Source organism: Paraburkholderia sediminicola (assembly GCF_046030555.1).
Taxonomy (GTDB): domain Bacteria; phylum Pseudomonadota; class Gammaproteobacteria; order Burkholderiales; family Burkholderiaceae; genus Paraburkholderia; species Paraburkholderia sediminicola_E.
This window is the reverse complement of sequence record NZ_JAQQCH010000002.1, coordinates 556,244-578,129: the sequence shown is the minus strand read 5'-3', so window position 1 is coordinate 578,129 and position 21,886 is coordinate 556,244. Positions and strand designations below refer to the sequence as shown.

Annotated in this window: 20 protein-coding genes; 8 read left to right on the top strand and 12 right to left on the bottom strand. The window is 61.3% G+C overall.

Features of this window, described 5'->3' with window-relative positions:
• Positions 1-5 precede the first annotated feature (5 nt).
• The 4 genes from PQQ52_RS05755 to PQQ52_RS05740 all read left to right on the top strand — a co-directional run bounded on the left by PQQ52_RS05755 (position 6) and on the right by PQQ52_RS05740 (position 3,705).
• On the top strand, positions 6-2,366 hold the full coding sequence (locus PQQ52_RS05755; RefSeq protein WP_408207686.1) for a secretin GspD/PilQ domain-containing protein: 2,361 nt from the start codon (positions 6-8) through the stop codon (positions 2,364-2,366).
• Position 2,367: 1 nt separating this feature from the next.
• The gene (locus PQQ52_RS05750) at positions 2,368-2,733 is read left to right on the top strand and encodes a type II secretion system protein (protein WP_408207684.1); all 366 of its coding nucleotides are present in this window, start codon (positions 2,368-2,370) and stop codon (positions 2,731-2,733) included.
• Between the two features lie 124 nt (positions 2,734-2,857).
• Positions 2,858-3,241, top strand: a complete 384-nt coding sequence (locus PQQ52_RS05745; protein ID WP_408207682.1) for a type II secretion system protein — start codon at positions 2,858-2,860, stop codon at positions 3,239-3,241.
• Between the two features lie 56 nt (positions 3,242-3,297).
• Positions 3,298-3,705 (top strand): type II secretion system protein, encoded by a 408-nt coding sequence (locus PQQ52_RS05740; protein WP_408207680.1) that lies wholly within the window; start codon positions 3,298-3,300, stop codon positions 3,703-3,705.
• A 167-nt stretch (positions 3,706-3,872) separates the two neighbouring features.
• Here the strand turns inward: PQQ52_RS05740 and PQQ52_RS05735 are convergent, their stop codons facing one another.
• The 6 genes from PQQ52_RS05735 to PQQ52_RS05710 form a co-directional block, all read right to left on the bottom strand.
• Complete coding sequence (locus tag PQQ52_RS05735; protein ID WP_408207678.1) at positions 3,873-5,396, bottom strand: CoA-acylating methylmalonate-semialdehyde dehydrogenase; 1,524 nt, start codon at positions 5,394-5,396, stop codon at positions 3,873-3,875.
• A gap of 270 nt (positions 5,397-5,666) precedes the next feature.
• A complete protein-coding gene (locus PQQ52_RS05730; RefSeq protein WP_408207676.1) occupies positions 5,667-6,746 on the bottom strand; it encodes a hypothetical protein in 1,080 nt (359 codons plus the stop codon).
• A gap of 38 nt (positions 6,747-6,784) precedes the next feature.
• The gene (locus PQQ52_RS05725; protein ID WP_408207674.1) at positions 6,785-7,810 is read right to left on the bottom strand and encodes an Ldh family oxidoreductase; all 1,026 of its coding nucleotides are present in this window, start codon (positions 7,808-7,810) and stop codon (positions 6,785-6,787) included.
• Entirely contained in the window at positions 7,807-9,144 is a 1,338-nt protein-coding gene (gene dctA / locus PQQ52_RS05720; RefSeq protein WP_408207755.1) for a C4-dicarboxylate transporter DctA, read from the bottom strand. Before dctA ends, PQQ52_RS05725 begins: the two co-directional genes overlap by 4 nt.
• Before the next feature lie 179 nt (positions 9,145-9,323).
• Positions 9,324-10,499, bottom strand: coding sequence for a UxaA family hydrolase (locus PQQ52_RS05715; protein ID WP_408207673.1), 1,176 nt, complete (start codon positions 10,497-10,499; stop codon positions 9,324-9,326).
• Positions 10,500-10,555: 56 nt separating this feature from the next.
• Complete coding sequence (locus PQQ52_RS05710) at positions 10,556-10,825, bottom strand: UxaA family hydrolase (protein WP_408207753.1); 270 nt, start codon at positions 10,823-10,825, stop codon at positions 10,556-10,558.
• 272 nt (positions 10,826-11,097) lie between these two features.
• Here PQQ52_RS05710 and PQQ52_RS05705 point away from each other — a divergent pair, with 272 nt between their 5' ends.
• From PQQ52_RS05705 to PQQ52_RS05690, 4 genes are all read left to right on the top strand, one after another.
• Positions 11,098-11,856: a GntR family transcriptional regulator gene (locus PQQ52_RS05705; RefSeq protein WP_408207672.1), complete on the top strand. Its 759-nt coding sequence runs from the start codon at positions 11,098-11,100 to the stop codon at positions 11,854-11,856.
• Positions 11,857-11,888: 32 nt separating this feature from the next.
• A complete protein-coding gene (locus tag PQQ52_RS05700; protein WP_408207670.1) occupies positions 11,889-12,794 on the top strand; it encodes a LysR family transcriptional regulator in 906 nt (301 codons plus the stop codon).
• Between the two features lie 153 nt (positions 12,795-12,947).
• Complete coding sequence (locus PQQ52_RS05695) at positions 12,948-13,604, top strand: HAD family hydrolase (protein ID WP_408207668.1); 657 nt, start codon at positions 12,948-12,950, stop codon at positions 13,602-13,604.
• Between the two features lie 25 nt (positions 13,605-13,629).
• Positions 13,630-14,766, top strand: coding sequence for a DSD1 family PLP-dependent enzyme (locus tag PQQ52_RS05690; protein WP_408207666.1), 1,137 nt, complete (start codon positions 13,630-13,632; stop codon positions 14,764-14,766).
• Positions 14,767-14,867: 101 nt separating this feature from the next.
• On the opposite strand, the gene PQQ52_RS05685 is transcribed toward PQQ52_RS05690, so the two are convergent.
• The 6 genes from PQQ52_RS05685 to PQQ52_RS05660 all read right to left on the bottom strand — a co-directional run bounded on the left by PQQ52_RS05685 (position 14,868) and on the right by PQQ52_RS05660 (position 21,662).
• Positions 14,868-16,037: a porin gene (locus tag PQQ52_RS05685; RefSeq protein WP_408207664.1), complete on the bottom strand. Its 1,170-nt coding sequence runs from the start codon at positions 16,035-16,037 to the stop codon at positions 14,868-14,870.
• 57 nt (positions 16,038-16,094) lie between these two features.
• Positions 16,095-17,171 (bottom strand): formylglycine-generating enzyme family protein, encoded by a 1,077-nt coding sequence (locus PQQ52_RS05680; protein WP_408207662.1) that lies wholly within the window; start codon positions 17,169-17,171, stop codon positions 16,095-16,097.
• 11 nt (positions 17,172-17,182) lie between these two features.
• Complete coding sequence (locus tag PQQ52_RS05675; RefSeq protein WP_408207660.1) at positions 17,183-18,367, bottom strand: sulfatase-like hydrolase/transferase; 1,185 nt, start codon at positions 18,365-18,367, stop codon at positions 17,183-17,185.
• Positions 18,367-18,906 (bottom strand): sulfatase-like hydrolase/transferase, encoded by a 540-nt coding sequence (locus tag PQQ52_RS05670; RefSeq protein WP_408207658.1) that lies wholly within the window; start codon positions 18,904-18,906, stop codon positions 18,367-18,369. The genes PQQ52_RS05675 and PQQ52_RS05670 overlap by 1 nt, the downstream gene beginning before the upstream one ends.
• 73 nt (positions 18,907-18,979) lie before the next feature.
• Complete coding sequence (locus PQQ52_RS05665) at positions 18,980-20,428, bottom strand: APC family permease (RefSeq protein WP_408207656.1); 1,449 nt, start codon at positions 20,426-20,428, stop codon at positions 18,980-18,982.
• A 292-nt stretch (positions 20,429-20,720) separates the two neighbouring features.
• The gene (locus PQQ52_RS05660; RefSeq protein WP_408207654.1) at positions 20,721-21,662 is read right to left on the bottom strand and encodes a helix-turn-helix domain-containing protein; all 942 of its coding nucleotides are present in this window, start codon (positions 21,660-21,662) and stop codon (positions 20,721-20,723) included.
• Between the last annotated feature and the right edge of the window lie 224 nt (positions 21,663-21,886).

Genomic DNA, 21,886 nt, shown 5'->3' with positions numbered 1-21,886 from the left:
GACGGATGAGCAACGAGTGGTTTTGCAATCGGAGTGTGTGCGCGCACGCACTCAGTCATGCGCAGCGGCTGGCACTTGCGCTGTGCATTGGTGCAGTCGTGTCCGGCGTCGGCGGTTGTGCCGGCTACAACGACTGGCGCGATGGGAACACGCTGCTCAAGGAAGGCAAGGTCGGCGAAGGCTTAGGGCGAATGCAGAAGGCGTCGCTGGAAAATCCTGAACAGTACCGGATGAAGTTCATTACCCAGCGCGATCGTCAAGTGCAATCACTGATGCAAAAGGCGGCAGCAGCTCGCTATAACGGCTACGCCGACGAAGCGCTCGCAGCGTATCAGGACATATCGCGCTACGACCAGCAGAATACGGAAGCATTGCGTGGCGTTGCGTTGATCGCACGTGAGCAACGCGAAAAGACAGAACTGGAAGAGGCCAGGTCCGCGCTCGGCAAGGGTGATGCGGCCACGGCCAGGCAATTGCTGAATGCGATCCTGTCGGAGAACTCCAGCCATGCGCCAGCACGCCAGATGTTGCAGCAGATCGACGCGCAATACACACGTACCGCAATGGTGCTGCCGGCCCTGAACCAGTCGTTGCAGACCCCGGTTACGCTCGAACTGAAGGATGTCGACATCCGCTCCATTCTTTCGATCCTGACGCAGACATCCGGCATCGGCTTCGTGCTGGATAAGGACGTGAGTCCTGAGCTACGCGCCACCATCTACGCAAGGAACACAACGGTCATCGATGCGTTGAACCTGATTCTGCAGACCTCGCAACTCGACAGGAAGGTTCTGAACGACAGCACAATTCTTATCTACCCGGCCACCGATGAGAAAAGAAAGCGGTATGACGACCTGGTCGTCCGGTCCTATTACCTGAACAGCGCCGATCCAAAGAAAGTCCAGGAGATGCTGCGCACAGTGGTAGCGCCGAAGTCGATATACGTGGATGACCGACTGAAAATGTTGGTGGTGCGTGATACCGAATCGGTCCAGGACACCATTGTTCGGCTGCTCGATCTCTATGACATTGCCAGTCCGGAGGTGATTCTCGATGTGGAAGTGCTGGAGGTCAATTCCAACGATCTACTCAACCTGGGCATTCAGTTTCCGAACACTGTCAGCGCGAGCCTCGTTGGACCGGCGGGCGTACCTGCCAGTCTGACCATCGATCAGCTGAAAGGCCTGAACAAAAATAGCTTCCCGTTGACCTTTCCCGACCCGCTCGCGGTCCTGAACCTGCGTCAGACCAGCAGCAATACGCACATGCTGGCCAACCCGCGCATCCGCGTGCTCAATCGGGAAAAGGCCAGTGTGCTGATCGGTGACAAGGTGCCCGTGATCACATCTACCGTGAACCAGACTTCCAATGCGATCACCGAATCGGTCAGCTATCTTGATGTTGGCCTGAAGTTAGAAGTGGAGCCTGAAATTCACGTCGACAATGATGTGACGATGCGAGTCGCGCTAGAGGTAAGCAATATTGTCAAGGAAGTCCGCTCTTCCGCCACCGGCCTGCTTGCATACCAGATCGGTACGCGCAACGCGAATACGGTACTGCGACTGCACGAAGGTGAAACCCAGGCGCTGGCAGGATTGATCAAAACTGACAGCCAGGAATCCGGCACCCATATTCCTGGCTTGGGAAAAATCCCGATGCTCGGGCGATTATTTTCTAACGATAGCGACAGCAATACCCGCTCGGAAATCGTTTTGCTGATTACGCCGCATGTGGCACGTTCGCTGGCGATGCCGAACTCCTACGCGCAGGTATTCCCAAGCGGAACCGCCGAGCAGGTGTCGACCCGGCCACTACGGCTAACGCCTGCGGCACAGTACAGCGATTCGGATAGCCTAACTCCTCCGGCGGCTTCGGCGGCGGATGCCGCAGTCACCGCGCCGCCGGCATCTGGACCGGGCGCCGCCACGATCGCGTCACCCACCGCCGCGTCGGCTCTGGGCGCCTCGCCAAACCCGCAGAATCGGGCGGACGCTGTCCGTTTCGATCTGGCCGTGCCCTCACAGGTCACATCAAAAACCGGCTTTACCGTCAATCTGCTCGCCAATGGCCCCGGCTTTGAAAAAGCGGAACTCGATCTCGTGCTGGACCAGCCCGATATCCAGCTGCTCAAGGTTGAACCGCGTGCGGGCGTAGCGCTCGATGCGAAGCAGGAAGGCAACAGTCTTCATATTTCGATCGGTAAGGCGACAGCCGATGGCTCGCTCGCAATGATCACGTTTCAGGCGGATCACCCGTCGAATGGGCCAGTCAATCTGTCATTGCAGAACCTGAGGGTGGAGAAAGAAAGCCACGCGCAGATGGCCAGTACGGTGGCCCTCCCCAAACAGATCGTCGTTTCCCCGTGAGATGAAACAGAAGCCTCTGGATTCCGGCTTTACCCTGATCGAAATGATCGTCACTGTCGCGTTGGTGGCGGTCATTGCTTCGGTTGCGACACCGTTCGTCAAATTGCATGAACAGCGTGAGAAGGAACGCGAACTAAAACAGTCGTTACGAGAAATCCGGACCGCGATCGATGCCTACAAACTGGCGGGCGACGAAGGCCGGATTGCGCGTTCGATCGATTCGACCGGTTATCCACGGTCACTGGACGAACTAGTAACCGGCGTGGCAGATAAGCGCGACCCGAAAGGTAGGAAGATTTACTTCCTGCGCCGCGTGCCGCGCGATCCGATGAATCCGGCGCTGTCTGGGCCCGCTCAAGACAGCTAGGGTAAGCGCAGCTACTCCAGCGAAGCTGACGATCCGCAAGACAGTGGCGACGTGTACGACGTATCTTCGTTGAGTGACCGGAAGGGAACCAATGGCGTCCCGTATCGAGAATGGTGAAGAGTAGATGGTCCCGCAAAAGCAGAATCGTGGCTTCACGCTGATTGAATTGCTGGTGGTGCTCGCCATCGTGGCGACGCTGCTCTCGATCGTCGCGCCGCGCTATGTTCACCAGACCGACCGCGCAAAGGAAGCGGCGTTGAAAGCAAATCTATCGGTCTTGCGCCGGGCGCTGGACGAGTATTACAGCGACACTGGCAAGTACCCGGAAAACCTCTCCGCGCTAACCGAGCGGCACTATCTGCGGGCGCTGCCGGTGGACCCGGTGACCAACCGCTCCGACAGTTGGGTGCCGGTGCCGGGTGCCGATGAAGACGACAAAACTGTTGTTGATGTGAAAAGTGGCGCGCGAGGCAAAGCGCTCGACGGCACGGAATACGACTCGTGGTGAGAAGTTTCTCCAGCTTAGGGCGTCAGCGAGGCGTAGCCTATTTCTGGGCACTGCTGATGGTACTGTTCATCACGCTCGGTCTTGGCAAGCTGCTGGAGGATGTGGCGAAGTCAAACCAGCGCGCTCGGGAAGCAGAATTGCTGTATACCGGCAATCTGTATCAGAACGCGATCCGGCAGTACTGGCAGAGCACGCCAATCGGAGCCAAACGCTACCCGGAGAAACTCGACGATCTGCTGCGCGACCCACGCTATCCTGTGATACGCCGCTATTTGCGCAGGCTCTATCCCGATCCGATAACGGGACAGGCGTTCTCGCCGATTCCTGCGCCCGACGGCGGCGTGATGGGGGTACGCAGCATGTCCCTGCGAAAACCAGTCAAGGTGGCCGGACTCACGACGAATCAGATAGCATTTGCCGTGGCGCAGAGCTACCGACAGTGGGAGTTCACCTATGCACCATGAGCAAGCGCATGGTGCCGTGCGATGCGGCAACTGGACCGATACAGAATGACATATCGCTGTCGTGATGACCATTCAACAATCGGCACAAGGGTGCAAGCCCTGAGGTTACACCCCTGCCACACACTCAGCATGCGGTTACGCACCGGGCGATACGTAAAGTTGCGGGCTTACTTCGCGACCGGCATCGTGAACTCAGCGCCCTTCGCGATACTATCCGGCCAACGCTGCATGATGCTCTTGTAGCGCGTATAGAAACGCACGCCCTCTTCGCCATATGCATGGTGATCGCCGAACAGCGAACGCTTCCAGCCGCCAAACGAATGCCATGCCATCGGCACCGGAATCGGCACATTGATGCCGACCATGCCCACCTGAATCTGCCTGCCAAACGCGCGCGCCACGCCGCCATCCGACGTGAAGAGCGACACGCCATTGCCAAACTCGTGCGCATTGATCAGTTTGACCGCACTCGCGAAATCGGGCACACGAACCACCGCCAGCACCGGGCCAAAGATCTCTTCCTTGTAAATCTTCATCTCCGTGCCGACCTGGTCGAATAGCGACCCGCCGATGAAGAAACCGTCTTCGTTCACGACCGGATGTGCACGGCCATCGACGATCAGTTTCGCGCCTTCCGCCACGCCCGAGTCGATATAGCCAGCCACCTTGGCCTTATGTTCCGCGGTAACCAACGGACCCATTTCGGCGTCGAGGTTCTCGCCGTTCTTGATCACCAGCGACTTCACGCGCGGTACCAGACGCTCGATCAGTTCATCGGCGACATTGCCGACCGCCACCGCGACCGAGATCGCCATGCAGCGCTCGCCTGCCGAACCGTAGGCGGCGCCGATCAATGCATCGACAGCCTGGTCCAGGTCGGCATCCGGCATCACCACCAGATGGTTCTTCGCGCCGCCAAGCGCCTGCACGCGCTTGCCGCGCTTCGACGCTTCCGTATAGATGTATTCGGCGATCGGCGTGGACCCGACAAACGACAGCGCCGCGACGTCCGGGTGTTCGATCAGCGCGTCCACGGCCACTTTGTCGCCGTTCACGACGTTGAACACGCCATCGGGCAAACCGGCTTCCTTCAGCAGTTCAGCAATGCGCAACGACGCCGACGGGTCACGCTCCGACGGCTTCAGCACGAACGTGTTACCGCAGGCGAGCGCAACCGGGAACATCCACATCGGCACCATCACCGGGAAATTGAACGGCGTAATCCCCGCCACCACGCCTAGCGCCTGACGCAGATTCCAGTTGTCGATGCCGCCGCCGATCTGATCGGTGAAATCGGTCTTCAGCAGATTCGGAATGCCGCAAGCGAACTCGACGACTTCGATACCGCGCACCACTTCGCCTTGCGCGTCCGTGAACACCTTGCCGTGTTCGCGCGTGATCAGCATGGCGAGTTCGTCGTGATGTTTGTTCAGCAGTTCCTTGAACTTGAACAGAATGCGTGCGCGCTTGATCGGCGCGGTTTCGCTCCAGGCGGGAAAGGCGGCCTTGGCGGCTTTAACCGCTGCGTCCACTTCCTCGACCGACGCCAGAGCGACCGAACCGGTCACCTGGCCGGTAGCGGGATTGAACACGTCCTTGAAGCGGCCGCTAGCCGACGCAACCGGCGCGCCGCCGATGTAATGGCCCAGTTGCTGCACCGACAGCTTCGCTTGTTCGTTCACTGCATTCATTTCGTTACCTCGTGTTCGGGAAAGGTCGCAAGCCGGCAGGCTTCATCAAGACCCGCCAACTGTATCGACGGTGCCAGTCATATTCCCGATACAGCGCAATAAAACCGCGCCTCACTGTATTGTTTTTTGCGTGGCAACTGTATTGGCCGCCGGGGTCGGCGAAACGTAAGAAACGGGGTATTCGGGGAAAGACCGCCTCGAGCGGTGCGATGCCATCACGTTGCGCACCAGTACGCCGGCGATTCGTATCGCCGCGTGCCTGCCGAACGTTCAGTGCCACTGCTCGGTCAATTCGTTGGCCAGCACCATCTTCTGCCGAATGAGTTCCACAAAATCAGCGTCCGCACCGCCCTGCGTCTTGAGGAATTTCAACGCCGCGGAATGAATGGCGCGCATCGAGCGGCCGTCGATCCCGGCCATGCGCGCCGCGCTGCGACGCGTTTCCTCGACCAGATCGCGTGCGTTGCCGAAGTCAGGCGACAATCCACTCCGCGCCAGGAACTCGGCACGCAATCCGGCCGCATAGTCGCGCGACTGTCCCAACCGGTCGACGTCGATCATCAGGTCGACGCCATCCGTCATCCGCAACACACAGAGAATCCACAACGCGACGAACGCCCGGTACGCGTTGTTGCTCTCCGCCGTGCGCGCGTACTGCTCGCAGGCCATGGCGTAGGCGTCATCCGACGCCGGTGCAGCAGGCGGCAGGCTGACGCCGCAGATTTCGATAGCCTGCCGGACCAGCGGCTCCGACTGATTCAGGCCCAGCACGCGAAACGGTGCGGCCACGAAGAACGGATTGCTCCATTGCTGATTAAGCAGCCACCCCGAGGCAAACTGCGAGGCGGGATTTCGCAACACAGCCGCATGCATGGCGTGCGGGAAGGCGCGCTTGAGCCACGGCAAGCGTCCAGACGAACGGCAAAATTTGAAGACGGGTACGCTGCCTTGCGCGGCGGTCCGCTCGCACAGATGGGTCAAATAAGCCTGCAGCGCGGGAAATTCCACATCCGGCACAGGCGAAAATCGATCGGTACCGAAGCGTTTCCGGTATCCGGCTACGCCGCGCGTGCCCTCTTGCAGAAACGGCCGGTACTCTTCGAAATACGGCTTGGCAAGCGGGGGATGTCCAGAGGTCAAGGTCGGACGGGACGCGGAAACGTCGGCGAGGCTCAGATCAGCGAGCACGTTGCTGAACGGTTCGTAGAATCCGGTCACGGAATCGAGCGCGCGCAGGCGTGACCAGATCCATGTTCCGGCGCTGCGCCACCCCGTGTGCAGAAATACCCCCTGTTTCAGGGCCCTGTGTTGCGGGTCTTCGGCTGGCTGGGAAGCGGGATCGTTCGGCATGCTAGTCAGGCTGTCGGCTTCGTTACGGAAGCGTCAGTTTAACTTGCGGCTCTGGCAAGCACCTCCAGTTGCGCAAGCAGCGTTGCCGGTATGCCGATGCCGTCACGCGCGGCAGCCTCGGCCACTTCATCTCGCCGATAGCCTGGCAGACGCACACCGTCGTCCATGAGCATCAGGTCAATCAGCGTCTCGATCCGCGCCTCGTATATCGCGGTGCCCGCGAGCGCAGCCGGGTCGATGATCCAGAAAAGATGCCCGACGCGCGAACGCGCGCCCTCGGCGGTGAGAAACGACCCGGCCTCCGCCCCAAACTGCGCTCCAGATAACGCGGCAGCCAGCAATTCAACCATCAGCGCGAGCATGGCCCCTTTGGCGCCGCCGAACGGCAGCATCATGCCGTCGAGCGCGGCCTGCGCATTGGTGGTCGGCTGGCCGTCCGCGGTGGTTGCCCAACCCTGCGGGATCGGCTTGCCGTCTCTCGCCGCAACCATGATCTTGCCGCGCGCCACCTGCGATAGCGACAGGTCGATAGTGAGCGGCCGGCCCTTCGAACGAGGAAAGACGGCCGCGATCGGGTTCGTGCCGAACAGCGGTTTCTTGCCGCCCCAGGCCGGCATCGACGCAGGCGCATTGCTGAATGCGAGCCCGACGAGCCCGGCCGCGCCGATCGCTTCGAGGTGATACGCCCCCGCGCCAAAATGATGACTGCGCACAATGCTCGCCGCTGCCGTCCCAAACTGCCGTGCCCGCTCGATGCCGGTCGCAATCGCCAGTTCGCAGGCCGCGAAGGCGAGGCCGTCGGCCGCGTCGATCAGAAAGGCCGCGCCCTTGTCGCGTACGATGCCCGGCACGGCCACCGGATCGACACGGCCGTTGCGCAATTGCGCGACGTACATCGGCAGGCGCGCAACGCCGTGCGACGCGAGCCCGCGCATGTCAGCGTAGACGAGCGAGCGCGTCGCCGCATCGGCCGTCGCAGGCGTCGCGCCCGCCCCCAGCAAGGCCGCGCGAGCGAGTTGGCCCAGTTCATCGGCCGCAACGTATCGCAGGTTCGAATCGCTCATTTGTGACTCTCACGCATCGCCTGACGCGAGGACAGCGGCATCATCTTGCCGTCCACCTCATCCATGCTGTCCTGTAGCGCTTCGTTGCGCGGCGACGCAAGCACGGCACGCGCCGTCTCGACATCGAACACGCCTTCCCAGCGCGCGACCACTAACGTCGCCACCGCATTGCCTATCATGTTCACGATCGCGCGCACTTCGTTCAGCACGCGGTCGATGCCGATGATGAGCGTGATGCCCGCCACCGGAATGATGTTGTGGGTGGACAGCGTCGCCGTCAGCGCAACCAGCGCCGCACCGGCCACCCCCGCCCCGCCCTTCGAGGTCAGCATCAGGATCGCCAGCAACCCGATCTGCTGCATCAATGTGAGGTGCGTGTTGGTCGCCTGCGCGATGAAGAGCGAGGTCATCGTGAGGTAAATCGCGGCGCCATCCAGGTTGAATGAATAGCCGGTTGGCAGCACGAGACCGACGACCGACTTCGGACAGCCGAGCCGTTCGAGTTTCTCCATCAGGCGCGGCAGCACGGATTCGGTGGTCGAGGTGCCGAGTACGATCAGCAGTTCTTCGCGCAGGTATTTAAGGAGTGGCCAGAGACCCACGCCTGCCCAGCGGCATGCCGTCCCCAGCACGATCACGACGAACAGGATGCTCGTAATGTAGAAGCACAGGATCAGCAGGCCGAGCTGCTGCAGACTCGCGATGCCGTACTTGCCAACCGTGAACGCGATCGCGCCGAAGGCACCGAGCGGCGCGAGCCGCATGATCATCTCGACGATCCGCATCAGCACGTCACCGAACTGCTCGATGCCACGCTGAAGAATCCGGCTGCGCCCGGACATGATCGACAGCGCGATCCCGAACAACACCGAAAACAGCAATACCTGCAACAGATCGCCGCGCGCGAACGCGCCGACGACCGAATTCGGCACGATCTGATCGAGGAAACTCGCTTGCGACTGCGTATGCGCTTCGCTCACAAAGCGCGACACGCCGCTCGCGTCAAGTGTCGCGGGATCGATGTTCAGTCCCGCGCCCGGATGCACGAGGTTCGCGACCCCGAGCCCGATGACGAGCGCGATCGTCGTTACGACTTCGAAATAGAGGATCGTCTTGAAGCCCACGCGCCCGACCTGCTTGAGGTTCTCCATACGCGCGATGCCAACCGACACCGTGCAGAAGATCAGGAGCGTGATCAACATCTTGATCAGGCGGATGAAAGTGTCGCCGAGCGGCTTGAACTGAACGCCGAGCGACGGCGCGAAATGACCGACGAGAATGCCGGCCGCAAGTCCGATCAGGACCTGCACATAGAGATGCTTGAGCACGCGCAAGATGGTGTCTCCTCCACTCGCTGCTGCCAGAAGATAGACGGGCGCGCCGTACGGCACGCCCGCTTCGTCGAACGATGTCGTGCCGGCGCGCACCGGACGGGGACTTCGTTTTGCCCTGCTGCTTCTATCGGTGATACGGTGATGCAGTGATGCTGTGCTGCGTTTGTGCTTGCGGCGGATCAAGCGCTTTCGAACAGCCGCGTCAGCACGAATTCACGATGGCCGAGCGTTTCCGCCGAAGTCCAGCGGCCGTTCGCTGTGGCGAGCATGCATTCGAGCAGGCGGTCGCCGGACTGGTCGAGGTTTTGCTCGCGTTGCAGGATGCCGGATACGTCCACATCGATATGCTCACTCATCGTGCGCACGGTGCGTGGGTTCGCGCAGATCTTGATGACCGGCACGATCGCGTTGCCGATCACGTTGCCCTGGCCTGTCGGGAAAAAGTGAACCGCGAAACCCGAGGCCGCGCACAGCGTGACCATCTCGGCTGCTGCGGACGACGAATCCATGAACCAGAGACCCGGATGCGTCGGCATTTCGGCCTTGTCGAGCACGCCGTCGACCATGCATTTCTTGCCGATCTTCTGGATGTTGCCGAGCGCCTTTTCCTCGATGGTCGTGAGGCCGCCCGCAATGTTGCCCTTGGTGGGCTGCGACTCCGACAGGTCGTCGGTCTTCCAGCGATTGATCATGTCCTGGTAGCGATCGAACATGAACTGGAAGCGCTCGCGCACGCCGTCGTTCGCACAGCGCGCGGCGACAATCTGCTCGCCGCCCGTCAACTCCGAGGTCTCGCCGAACACGAGCGTGGTGCCGAGCCCGTACAACTTGTCGAACGCATTACCGACGGTGGGGTTCGCCCCGCAGCCGGAGGTGGTGTCCGACTCGCCGCATTTCGTCGACACCCACAGGTCGCTGATCGGGCACTCTTCGCGCTCCAGCGCGGTCGCATATTGCACCATCTCCTTCGCTGCTTTCGACGCCCGCATGATCGTGTCGTGGTCGCCATGCAGTTCGATGCCGAAGCCCATGACCGGCTTGCCCGACGCAGCGATGCCGTCGACCACGCGCTTGGTCCAGCCTTCCTCGATGCCGATCACAACGACCGCCGCGACGTTCGGGTTGCTGCCCGCGCCGATCAGCGTGCGAAAGTGCAGGTCTAGGTCCGCACCGAACTGCAAACGGCCATACGGATGCGGCAGCGCCATCGTGCCCTTGATGTTGTTCTCGACCGCTTGCGCCGCCGCGTTCGACAGATCGTCGACCGGCAGGATGATCACGTGATTGCGTACGCCCACACGGCCGTTGCTGCGGCGATAGCCGCGGAAAGTCGTATCCAGTTCAATGACGCTCATGGTGTCTCTCTCGATATGGGAAAGCGAAATCTTGTTTGCTGCCTGGGGCACGCGGCTTACCAGCGCTTTGTCTTGATGTTGTGCACATGGGCGTGCTCGCCCGCTGCGATCGGCGCGACCACCTTGCCGATATCGACGCCGTACTTGAACACCGTGTCGCCGACGGCCATGTCCTTGAGCGCCACCTTGTGGCCGATCGGGATGTCCTGCTTCGCGGCCACGGTCACGATCTCGTCTTCGTCCATGATCCACGCGTTGAGTTGCGTTCCTGCCTGAATCCCTTCGACAACCGCCACACCCACCGTGTCTCTGGCCTCATGCAACACGATATGGATCGTCTTGCGTTCGCCCGTGTCAGCCGTCGTGCTCGCGGCGCCATTCGTTTCTGCTGCTGCGTGACTCATCTGCGTCTCCTGGTTGAGTTCGATAAGTGGCCAGTGCGTGCCGGGCGGCGAATCTCATGTCGCCGCTGCGTTGTGTTGAAGTCATCCTAGGCGTCAAATTCATCCATGTCAACTAGGTCATCTATATGTGTTACATGAATGGCTTATTGCCGTAAAATCGCGTCAACGCGCTTCAGAAGAATTCAGGGAGAACCATGAGCACCATGACGGAAACGCCGGCCGCTGTTGGCGGCACGCGGTACAAGGAAGTGAAGAGCGCGCTGCTGGCCGCCCTCGCGGCGCACGAATGGAAGGGTGGCGAAGCGATTCCGGCGGAGCGGCGTCTCGCAGAGCGCTTTGGCGTCTCGATCGGCACACTGCGCAAGGCTATCGACGAACTGTGCGCTGAAAACATCCTCATTCGGCACCAGGGCCTTGGCACGTTCGTCGCGATGCACCAGCGCGATCGGCATTTCTTCCGCTTCTTTCGCATCGTGCGCAACGATGGGGACAAGACCTACCCCACTGTGAGCCTCGTCAACTTCCGTAAAGCGAAGGCAACGCAGAAAGTCGCGGCGCGCCTGCAAATCAGCGAGGGAGCGCCGGTCTTTCAGTTCACGAATCAGCTTGCACTGCACGGTGTGGTCGTGATCGTCGAGAACATCGTGGTGCCGCAGGCGCGCTTCCCAGACCTCACTGAAGCCGCGCTGCGCAATCGTCCGAACACGCTTTACAACTTCTATCAGGATACGTTCGGCATCAACGTCGTGAGTACGGATGAGCGGGTGCGCGTTGGACAGGCGAGCGAACTTGAGAGTGGACTGCTCGAACTCGCCTCTGGCGCATCCGTCCTGGAAGTCGAGCGGATTGCGTATTCGTACAATGAACAGCCGGTCGAGTATCGGCTCACCCACGTGAACACGCAGGAATACGATTACGTATCGAGTTACGCGCGACCCTCGAGCGGCGGATAAACATTGAGAAAAACAACCGAGGCCCTGCCACGATGAACGACTCGGCCGATATCCGGTTTCTGCTGACCATCCGCGAAAGTGGCAGCCTGATCGCCGCGGCGCGAAAACTGGGACTGTCGCCCTCGGCGGTGACGCAGCGCCTTCAGCAACTGGAAAAGAAGCTGGGCACGCAACTGGTGAACCGGACGGCGCGCCGTTTGCAGTTCACGGAAGAAGGCGCACTGCTGTGCGAACGCGGCGCCGAGCTGGTCCAGCAGTTCGACTCGCTGTTCGAAGACGTGCAGACCCGCCGGGGCGGTCTGGTCGGCACGCTGAAAATCAATGCGCCGCTGGGATTCGGGCGGCGTCACCTGGCGCCCGCCATCGCCGGGTTCCAGCAGAAAAACCCGGATATCGATGTGGCGCTGACGCTATCCGACCAGCCCTTGACCGAGACGATGGACCGTTTCGACATCGTTGTGCATATCGGCGAGTTACCGGTATCGAATCTGGTCGGCTACGCGATTGCACCGAATGCACGCTTCGTATGCGCCGCGCCGGCGCTGCTCAAGCGCATTGGTCAGCTGGAGTCGCCGGAAGAACTGGGCAAGCTGCCGTGCATCGTGCTACGCGAGAACAACGAGGATGTCTCGCTGTGGCAGTTCAGCAAAGGCCGCACGCGTCGCAGTGTGCGCGTTTCTCCGCATTTGAGCTGCAACGACGGCGACGTGATCCGCCAATGGGCTTGCGAAGGCCGCGGCGTGATCCTGCGCTCAGAATGGGATGTAGCCGATGACATCGCGAAGGGAAAGCTTGTGCGCCTGCTGCCAGGTTGGAAAACGCCGGATGCCAATGTGATCGCGCTGACACATCAGCGAGCCGGATTACCTGCTCGTACGCGGCATTTCATGCAGTATTTACAGGGCAGATTCAGGCCGTTACCGCCGTGGAGAAGATAGACGTTATAGCGTACGGGTCGCATGAATCAAACACGGTAGATTCAATCAAACTGAATTTGAGAGTTAGCCTGTCTGAACGTCGGGAAAACACCTGGACTTTATAATCGGCTTACCGCTTCTCACCGCTTCTCACCGTTCATCGCCGGTTAAATCATGACCTCCCTATCGTCTCCGACCGCCTACCCCAAAGCGGTCCTCTTCGATCTCCTGACCGCCCTGCTCGACTCGTGGACGTCATGGAACCACGCCGCAGGTTCAGAACCCGCGGGCCGCGCATGGCGTGCGGCCTATTTGCGCCGGACCTACGGCTGCGGCCAATACATTGCGTATGAACAATTGGTGCGTGAAGCGGCCGCCGAAGTTGGCTTACCGGAATCGGCAGCAATCGCGCTCGAAGCCAACTGGCTGAAGCTCTCCCCATGGAGCGGCGCCGTCGATACACTGCGCGCGCTCAGTTCGCATTGCAAACTGGCGATTGTCACCAACTGCTCCATCCGTCTCGGCACGCAGGCTGCGGCGCTTTTCCCGATCCACTGGGACGCTGTCGTCACAGCGGAAGAAGCCGGTATGTACAAGCCAGACCCGCTGCCTTACCGCCTCGCGCTCGACAAGCTCGGTGTTGACGCCCATGAGGCCGCATTCGTGGCCGGCTCCAGTTACGACATGTTCGGCACGGCCGCGCTCGGCTTGCGAACCTACTGGCACAATCGCGTGGGTCTGCCGCTGGTGGCGGGCGCACAGCCGCCCGAGATGGAGGCGCCGACGCTCGACTCGCTAGTCCCATGGCTCAGCCGCTTCGGCCCGACCTGACACCACTCCATTCCCCGGTGAAAGCATGAAACTCGAGCACATCGACACCCCTGCCGCGCTGATCGACATCCCCCGGTTGCAGAAGAACATCGCGCGGATGCAGGGCCATATGAACGCACTGGGCGTTGCATTCCGTCCGCACGTCAAGACCACCAAATGCATCGACGTGGTCCGCGCGCAGATCGCCGCCGGTGCGCGCGGCATCACCGTCTCGACCCTGAAAGAGGCGGAGGCTTTCTTTGCCGCCGGCGTCAGCGACATTCTTTACGCGGTCAGCATCGTCCCTTCAAAGCTGCCGCGAGCGCTGGCGTTGCGCCGCCAGGGTTGCGATCTGAAACTGGTGGTCGACAATCCGACCGCAGCGGCAGCCATCGCCGCATTTTCGGACCAGCATGGCGAATCTTTCGAAGTGTGGATCGAGGTGGACACGGACGGCCACCGCTCCGGTATTACGCCGGAACAGGACACACTCCTCGAAGTCGGCCGGATCCTGCATGAGAACGGCGTCAAGGTAGGCGGCGTGATGACCCACGCGGGGTCCAGCTACGAGCTTGATACGCCGGAAGCGCTTTCCGCGCTCGCGGAGCAGGAACGGGCGGGCTGCGTGCGCGCGGCGCAACGACTGCGCGACGCCGGCATTCCGTGCCCTGCCGTCAGCGTCGGTTCGACGCCCACGGCCCTCGCCGCCGGGCAACTGGACGGCGTGACCGAAGTGCGAGCAGGCGTCTACGTTTTCTTCGATCTGGTCATGCACAACGTCGGCGTGTGCGCGCTTGAAGATATCGCGCTCAGTGTGCTCGCCACCGTGATCGGCCATCAGGCGGACAAAGGCTGGGCAATTCTCGACGCGGGCTGGATGGCAATGAGCCGCGATCGCGGCACCGCGAAGCAGGCGCACGATTTCGGCTACGGCCAGCCCTGTCTGCTCAACGGGACACCGCTTGGCGGTTATGTGGTGAGCGGCGCCAATCAGGAGCACGGGATTCTGTCGGCATCGGAAGAAAGCGCGCATGTCGACGACATCACGCAGCGCTTTCCGATCGGTATGAAGCTGCGCATCCTGCCCAATCACGCATGTGCGACCGGCGCGCAGTTCCCCGAGTATCACGCGGTTTCGGCGAGTGGCGACAGCGTCGAGTGGAAACGTTTTCAGGGCTGGTGAAGGACTGCTCGCGGGCCGCAGACGGGCTGCAGCGGCCCCGACGACACTCATGAAAAGCCGGCGCGGCGCCGAACAGCGCCACCGTGCCGCGCCTCATCGAATCAAAACTGATGCTGAATGCCTGACGTCACCACCAGTTGCCTGCGCGTACTCGACGGCCACACACCATAAATCTGCGCCACAGCATGCCGCCCCTGTTGCGCCACGCCGATCAGATAGAGCGTCGTGCGCTTCGATATCGCGTACTCGGTACCGAGGTTGATCTGATCCCAGCCCGGTTCCGCATCACCCGTGCCACTGCCTGAGTAGCGTCCATTGGTACGGATGTAGGCCACGCCCGTTTCCCAGGACGGCGTAATCTGCCACGTCAGATTCGCCTCGTAGTTATCGAGCGTCAACGCGGTTGCGTCCAGATAGCGGTACTGCGTTTTCGAGTACATGCCGCCCAATGTCAGCGCGCCGAAAAACTGGTAAGACGCCCCGGCGAGCCAGATCCGCTGCCGTTTCACCCCCGCCGTGCTGGCGATGCTGCTCGAAAACGTATTCTCATAGTCGTCGTACACGCCTGCACCCGGCGCGCCCAATGCGCCGGCGGGCTGCGCATCAGGCCGGTCCGCCTGCAGAAAGCCGATACCCGCCGCGAACGGTCCGCGCGCGTAAGCGGCGCCCGCGCTCATCATGCGATTGTTCGCAAAGCCCGACGAACCGTCCGTGGCCGCTGCCTGATTGCTGAAACCGTAGGTCGCGCCGAAGCTCAGTCCGGCGAACTGCGGACTCGCGTATTTGACGGTATTGCTGACCTTGAAGCTCGCATTGGTGTTATCCGCATCACCGACATGGGCGCCGATATAACCGGCCCATGTTTCGTTGGTCGCGAAACCCGAGACCGTGTCGATCGTCGTGTCCCACTGCCGGCCCATCGTCAGCGTGCCGAAGCGGTCATCGGCGAGACCCACGTATGCCACATTGAACGCGCGACCAGTGCCGTGCCCGTTCTGCATGTTGAACGGGCTCATCAAACGGAAGATCGCATGCGAGCCGCCGCCCAGGTCTTCGCTGCCCGTCATGATCCAGCGCGACGCGGTCAATTGCCCACTCGTCGTCGACCAGTCGGAATGGCCGCCGCTATTGTTCGCGTACAGGATGCCGGTGTCGATAATGCCGCTCAGGGTGACACGGCTTTGTGCATGAGCGGCGAACGGCACGCCGAACAACCAGGCGCAGGACGCAGCGACGAGCGTCATCCTCACGGTATTTTCTCGTGATTTCAAAGTACTCTCCAAATCCAGGTGACTAGTTTTTTACTGGGGGCGCCAGAACAGGCGCGCCTATGATCCGGGCAATCTCAGCACCGTGCGAAAACCAATGTGGTTGGTGCCCATCGTCACGTCCTGCGCGTGGCGTGCGCTCGGCCGGTAGCGTTTGCAATAGATCGGCGAACAGAGAAACGAGCCGCCTTTAATGGTGCCGAGTTCAGTGCCGCGCGCCTTGGCTACCAGTGCGTCCTCGAGATCCACGTTCGGGTTCGGCGGCGGCTCGCTCGCCTGCTGCGCGTGGCTCTGCTGCCACGGATCCTTTACCCACTGCCAGACATTGCCGACCATGTCGTATAGCCCATAGCCGTTGGCCGGAAAGCAACCCACCGGAGAAGTCGACACGAAGCCGTCTTTCGCGGTGTTCTGAAACGGAAAGGCGCCCTGCCAGGTGTTGGCCATCATCTTCGAGCGGATCGCGAAGGTGTCGCCCCACGGATAGGTGGTCGAGGTGCCGCCGTGCGCCGCATACTCGTATTCCGCTTCGGTCGGCAGATCCCGGCCGCGCCACTTCGCGTAGGTCAGCGCATCCTCATACGCGATATGCACGACTGGATGATTGCCGAGCCCGTCGATTGAACTGTCAGGCCCGGTAGGATGCCGCCAATCGGCACCCGGTACGAAATGCCACCACTGCATCGCGCCGACCAGCAGATCCTTCGGCGGTAGAAAAACCGTCGAGCCGGGCCGCGTCATCTCTGCCGGCAACGCCGGATAACGCTTCGCATCGAGTCCGCGTTCAGCCAGGGTCTTGTACCCCGTCGCCGCAACGAAGCGGGCAAACTCCGCGTTCGTCACGTCGTAGCGATCGATCATGAAACTACCCACTTTGACGCTACGTGCAGGCGCTTCTTCCGGGTAGCCACCGTCAGAGCCCATCACGAAGGTGCCGGCCGGCACACGCACCTGATCGTTATCGGAAGACGCAGGCGGCACACCATTGAACGCCTTGCACGCCTGCAAGCTGCCAAGCGGCAACGCTCGCGGCGTAACGCCCTTCGTCACACTGGCAGCCAGCACCGCCTGAGTCAGCACGACGCACGCAACCGTTGCCCCATACCGCACGATCAAACCTCGGATATGCATGCTCATGCCGGCACTCCTCAGTAGTCCATGCGCGGGTACGAGGTATCGCGCCACGTCTCGACAACGTTGTTCTGCTGCACGTATTGCGCCCACTCGGTCAGCATCTCTTCGAGCACTTCGGAACGCTTCGCGGAAAGATCGTGCAGCTCGGCGATGTCGTGCGCGAGGTCGTACAGTTGCCAGTGACCCTTGCCGTTGTCGTAGGAATACACAAGCTTCCAGTGGCCCTTGCGCAGCGCATTACGCCCCATCAGCTCCATGCCGTACACGTAGTCGTCCACATGCACGCGCTTGCGCTCGCCGGTCAGGTACGGTTTCATCGACATGCCCTGCATCGGCAGCACGGTATGGCCGTGGAATTCGATGCCGGGTTGCCTGATATTGGCGAAGTCGAGAATGGTCGGCGTCAGATCCTTGACGGTAAGCACCTGTTCGCTCTTGCCCGCCTGCACGTGTCCGGGGAACGACACGAATGCCGGCGAGCGGATCCCGCCTTCGTTGGTGTACGCCTTGAAGAGGCGGAAAGGTTGTGCGCTCACCTGTCCCCACGCCGGCCCCTCGAACACGAACGAATTGGCGCGGCCGATGTTGTCGAGCGAGTTGTCGAAGGTCTGCGCGATCCATTTGGCGTTGCCGCTATCCTCGTCCCATTTATTGCCTTCCGGGCCGTTGTCCGACAGGAACACGATCAGCGTGTTGTCGTACTGCCCGCTCGCCTTCAGGTAATCGGTCAGGCGGCCGACGTTGCGGTCGAGATCGGCCACCAGCGCCGCGTAGGCTTCCATTGTGCGGGCCGAACGTGCCTTCTCGTCGGCGCTCAAGGCGTTCCACGGTTTCGTGCCCTGGGGCAGCGGCGCGGGCTTCGCGTCGTTCGGCACGAGACCGAGGCGCTTCATCTTGTCGATACGGCGCTGGGCAATCACGTCATAGCCGACGTCGTACTGGCCGCGCACCTTTTGCAGTTCGTCGTCGGGTGCTTGCAGCGGCAAATGCGCTGCCGTATAAGCCGCATACGCGAAGAACGGCTTACCGCCACGCTGCGAATCCTGCAGATAGGCAATCAGCTTGTCGGTATACGTCCGCGAGGAATAGAAGTCGGCCGGCAAATCGATCTTTTTGCCGTTCTCGCGATAGGTCGGCTCCGGCGCATCCGACGTAATCGTCATGACCTTCTGCCTGAAGTGCGAGGCGCCGCCGTTCATCAATGCATAAGAACGTTCGAACCACGCTGGTCGGGACGCATGCCGTCGCTTCCGCCCAGATGCCATTTACCGGCCATCACGGTCCAGTAGCCGGCGTCTTTCATGATTTCCGGCAAGGCCGCCACCCGCTGATTCAAGCCGCCTTCGTAGCCGGGATGGTTGACCTCTTCCGGTGTCAGATGCGGCGTGATCATCTCCGCCATATTGCCAACGCCGGCAAGGTGATTGTCCATGCCGGAAAGCAGCATCGAACGGGTCGGCGAACAGGTCGGCGCGACATACATGGTGTCGAGCAGGCGGCCACGCGCGACCAGTGCGTCGAGATTCGGCGTGGCGATTTCGCTGCCGAATGCGCCGATGTCCGAGCGGCCGACATCGTCCGCGACGATCAACAACACATTGGGACGCGCGCCGGGCGCAGCAACCGGCGTAGCCGGTGCGGAAGCCGCGACAGCCGCATCCGCCGCCTGCGCGAGCGGCATCATGACGGCACACGCGCCACCTACGAACGATGCTGCAAGGATGGTACGAAAGCTCATTTGATCTCCATGTCCACGATGTCCTCCTAAGCGCAATTCAGGTCTTATTGCCACGAAGCGCTAACGAAATGCTTTACAACCTTGACCGCCCTAGCCGCTCGAATGCTTCACGGTCGCGTTGCTTGAGGTTTTTCGCCGCCAGCACGCCAGCCACCGCGAAGAGCGGCAGCAATGCGGTCAACGCGTACGACACACCCACACCCGCACCGGTCAGCAGCGGAAAATTCACGATCGCGAGCACCAGCACAACCGCGAGAGCGAGACCGGACAGCACCGGCAGCACGCCCACGCGCATCACCCCCGCGTCGTCACGGCCAATACGCCTGAAGAACACAAACACCGCCGCCGACGAAAGCGCCATCAACGCGATGATGCAAAGCGTCGCCACATTCGTGAGCCACGAGAACAGCGTCAGAACCGGATCGGCGTGCGCCACGATGAACACCAGCACAACAGTTGCGGCCACCGCGGTTTGCACGAGCGAGCCGATATGCGGACTGCAGTGAACGCGATGCGTGCGGCCAAGTACCTGCGGGAGCAAACCTTCACGGCCTGTCGCGAAGAAATAGCGCGACGCTGAGTTGTGAAAAGCCAGCAAGCCCGCATACACGCTGGTGATGAACAGCACGCTCATCGCCGCGGTGAGTGTCTTGTTGGCGTAGTGATCGGAGAGCGTGTAGAGGAACGTGGTCGGGTCGCTCAATGCGGTGAGCGTCTTGACGATCTTGTCGCTGCCCGCGCCGATTACCATGCACCACGCCGAGAACGCATAGAACACGCCGATCAGCAGCACCGAAATGTAGGTCGCCAACGGCACCGTGCGTTGCGGGTCTTTCGCCTCTTCGCTATAGATCGTGGTCGCTTCGAAACCAATGAAGCTTGCGAAGCAGAACAGGAAGCCAATTGCGGGCGTGCCGCTCATGAAGGTATGCGGCGTGAACGAAGCTGCGTTGATGCCGCTGTCGCCACCGCTTTTCAGAATGGCCAGATCGAGGATCAACACGACGATGTATTCACCGAATACCAGTAGCGAAAGCACCTTCGCGGACAGATCGATCTGCCGGTAGCCGAATACGCCAATGCTGGCCATCGCCACGAGCGAACAGATCCACCACGGCGCATTGAGGTTGAAGTGCGCGCTCAGGAAGCCCGAGGTCACCGCGCCAAACATGCCGTACAGACCGATCTGCATCGTGTTGTAGCCGAGCAGTGCGATCAATGCCGCCGCCCCGCCCGCGGTGCCGCCGAGACCGCGAGCCGTGAACGCATAGAAGCCGCCGGCGTTGGTTACGTGCCGCGACATTGCCGTGTATCCGGCGGAAAACATCAGCAGAATCACTACCGTGGCGACCAGCAAGGCCGGTGTGCCGGCGCCGTTGCCGAGCATGATGCCGATCGGAAAGCCGCCTGCGATCGCGACCAGCGGCCCGGCCGCCGAGATCACGAAGAAGATGATGAAGCCCAGTCCTAACGCCCCCTTGCGCAACTCGGTGGACGGTGACGGCTCAGCGACGACGCTCATGTTTTCGGCTCCTGGATTTTCATTCGTCTGCATCACGACGAAGTCGGGCGCAGTGCAAGTGTTGATGCACTGTAGAAAGCCAAAAATGCAGAGCGGGAGCACAAATCGGCAACGCAGCGCGAACTTGGGTTTACGCCTAGGCGTCGCTTACGCGGCCAACCCGGGCACGGAATCTGGACGTGAAAGATCGGGCGGACGCGCGCAAGCACGCCCGCAAACGGGATTCGTTCATGAGTGAGATCAGACCAGGAGGGCCACGCAGCGACGCGGCCCTGAAAACGCGGGTTGGACGTTAGCTCAGGCGAGGTGTCTGCGACGGCAATTCGCCGAACAGGTCGCGATATTCGCGGGCGAAATAGCCAAGGTGTGTGAAACCCCAGCGGCAAGCGGCATCGCCAATCAGGAGCTCCTCCGCGCTCGTCATGCGTAGCAGCCGATGCACGGCGTTGAGCCGGATCGAGCGCAGGTATTCGACGGGCGTCACGTTGGTCACGCGTTGAAAGCTGGTTTGCAAGGTCCTGCGACTGCACCGCAGTGCGCGGCACAGATCGAGCACAGTGATCGGTTGTTCGGCGTTGTCTTGCAGAATACGTTCGCAGCGTCGCACGATATCGCTATACGTGGTGTGCGTAAGGTCTCGCGCCGGCGTCTGCGACACGCTTTCGATCAGGCCGAGCAGAACACTGATCATTTCGTCGCGGAAAACTTTGGTGGCGGCAGGATGCGCGAACGCGGCCGTATTGCGCTCGGCGGAGTCGAGAAACGGTGCGAGCCGCTCACGCAACATCGCCCCGTGCTCGTCGGAAAGCGCCAGCACACCGCCTTTTATCTGACGGCCGGCGTGTTCGCCCACCGTCACGCTCAGGAGTTCGTCCATCATTTCAACGGAGACGCTGATGCCGGCATAGTGCATCGACTCCGGCGTGTAGAAGCGAAACTCCTCGCCCGCACCGAGCAACAGCAACGCGTAACCATCTACACGCCGCCCCTGAAACGTGCCGACGAGCGGCGCATACAGCGGCACCGCGATCGAAGCCAGACCGGTCGGCGACACGCCATGCTGCGCCACACGGCGATTGGTGGTCTCGCGAAAGAAATGAAAGTCGTTCGAACTCGCCTGCACGAGCGTGCTCTGGAAGCGGCCCGGCGTCATCTGACGATAAACCTGCTCCCAGCCGCTCACCGCCAGCGAATGATCGTGCACGTCGGCAAGCGTGCTGATCCGGAAGTCCATGTCCCCTCCCGCCTACTCTGAACAGGCTACATTCATGCGATGGCGGCCCGGCCTGTCGTAGCGGACGCCAACCTGGATGCAGACGAGAGCCGCGGCTCGCGGCGCCTCGCTCTGCAAATGAAGAAGCAATGTTATGCCAGGCTGGCGGATGCGGTTCGATTTAAAAAAACCGCGGCACTTCCACGGATTCAATTTCACCGCGCGCTGCCTCAACCTGGAATGCA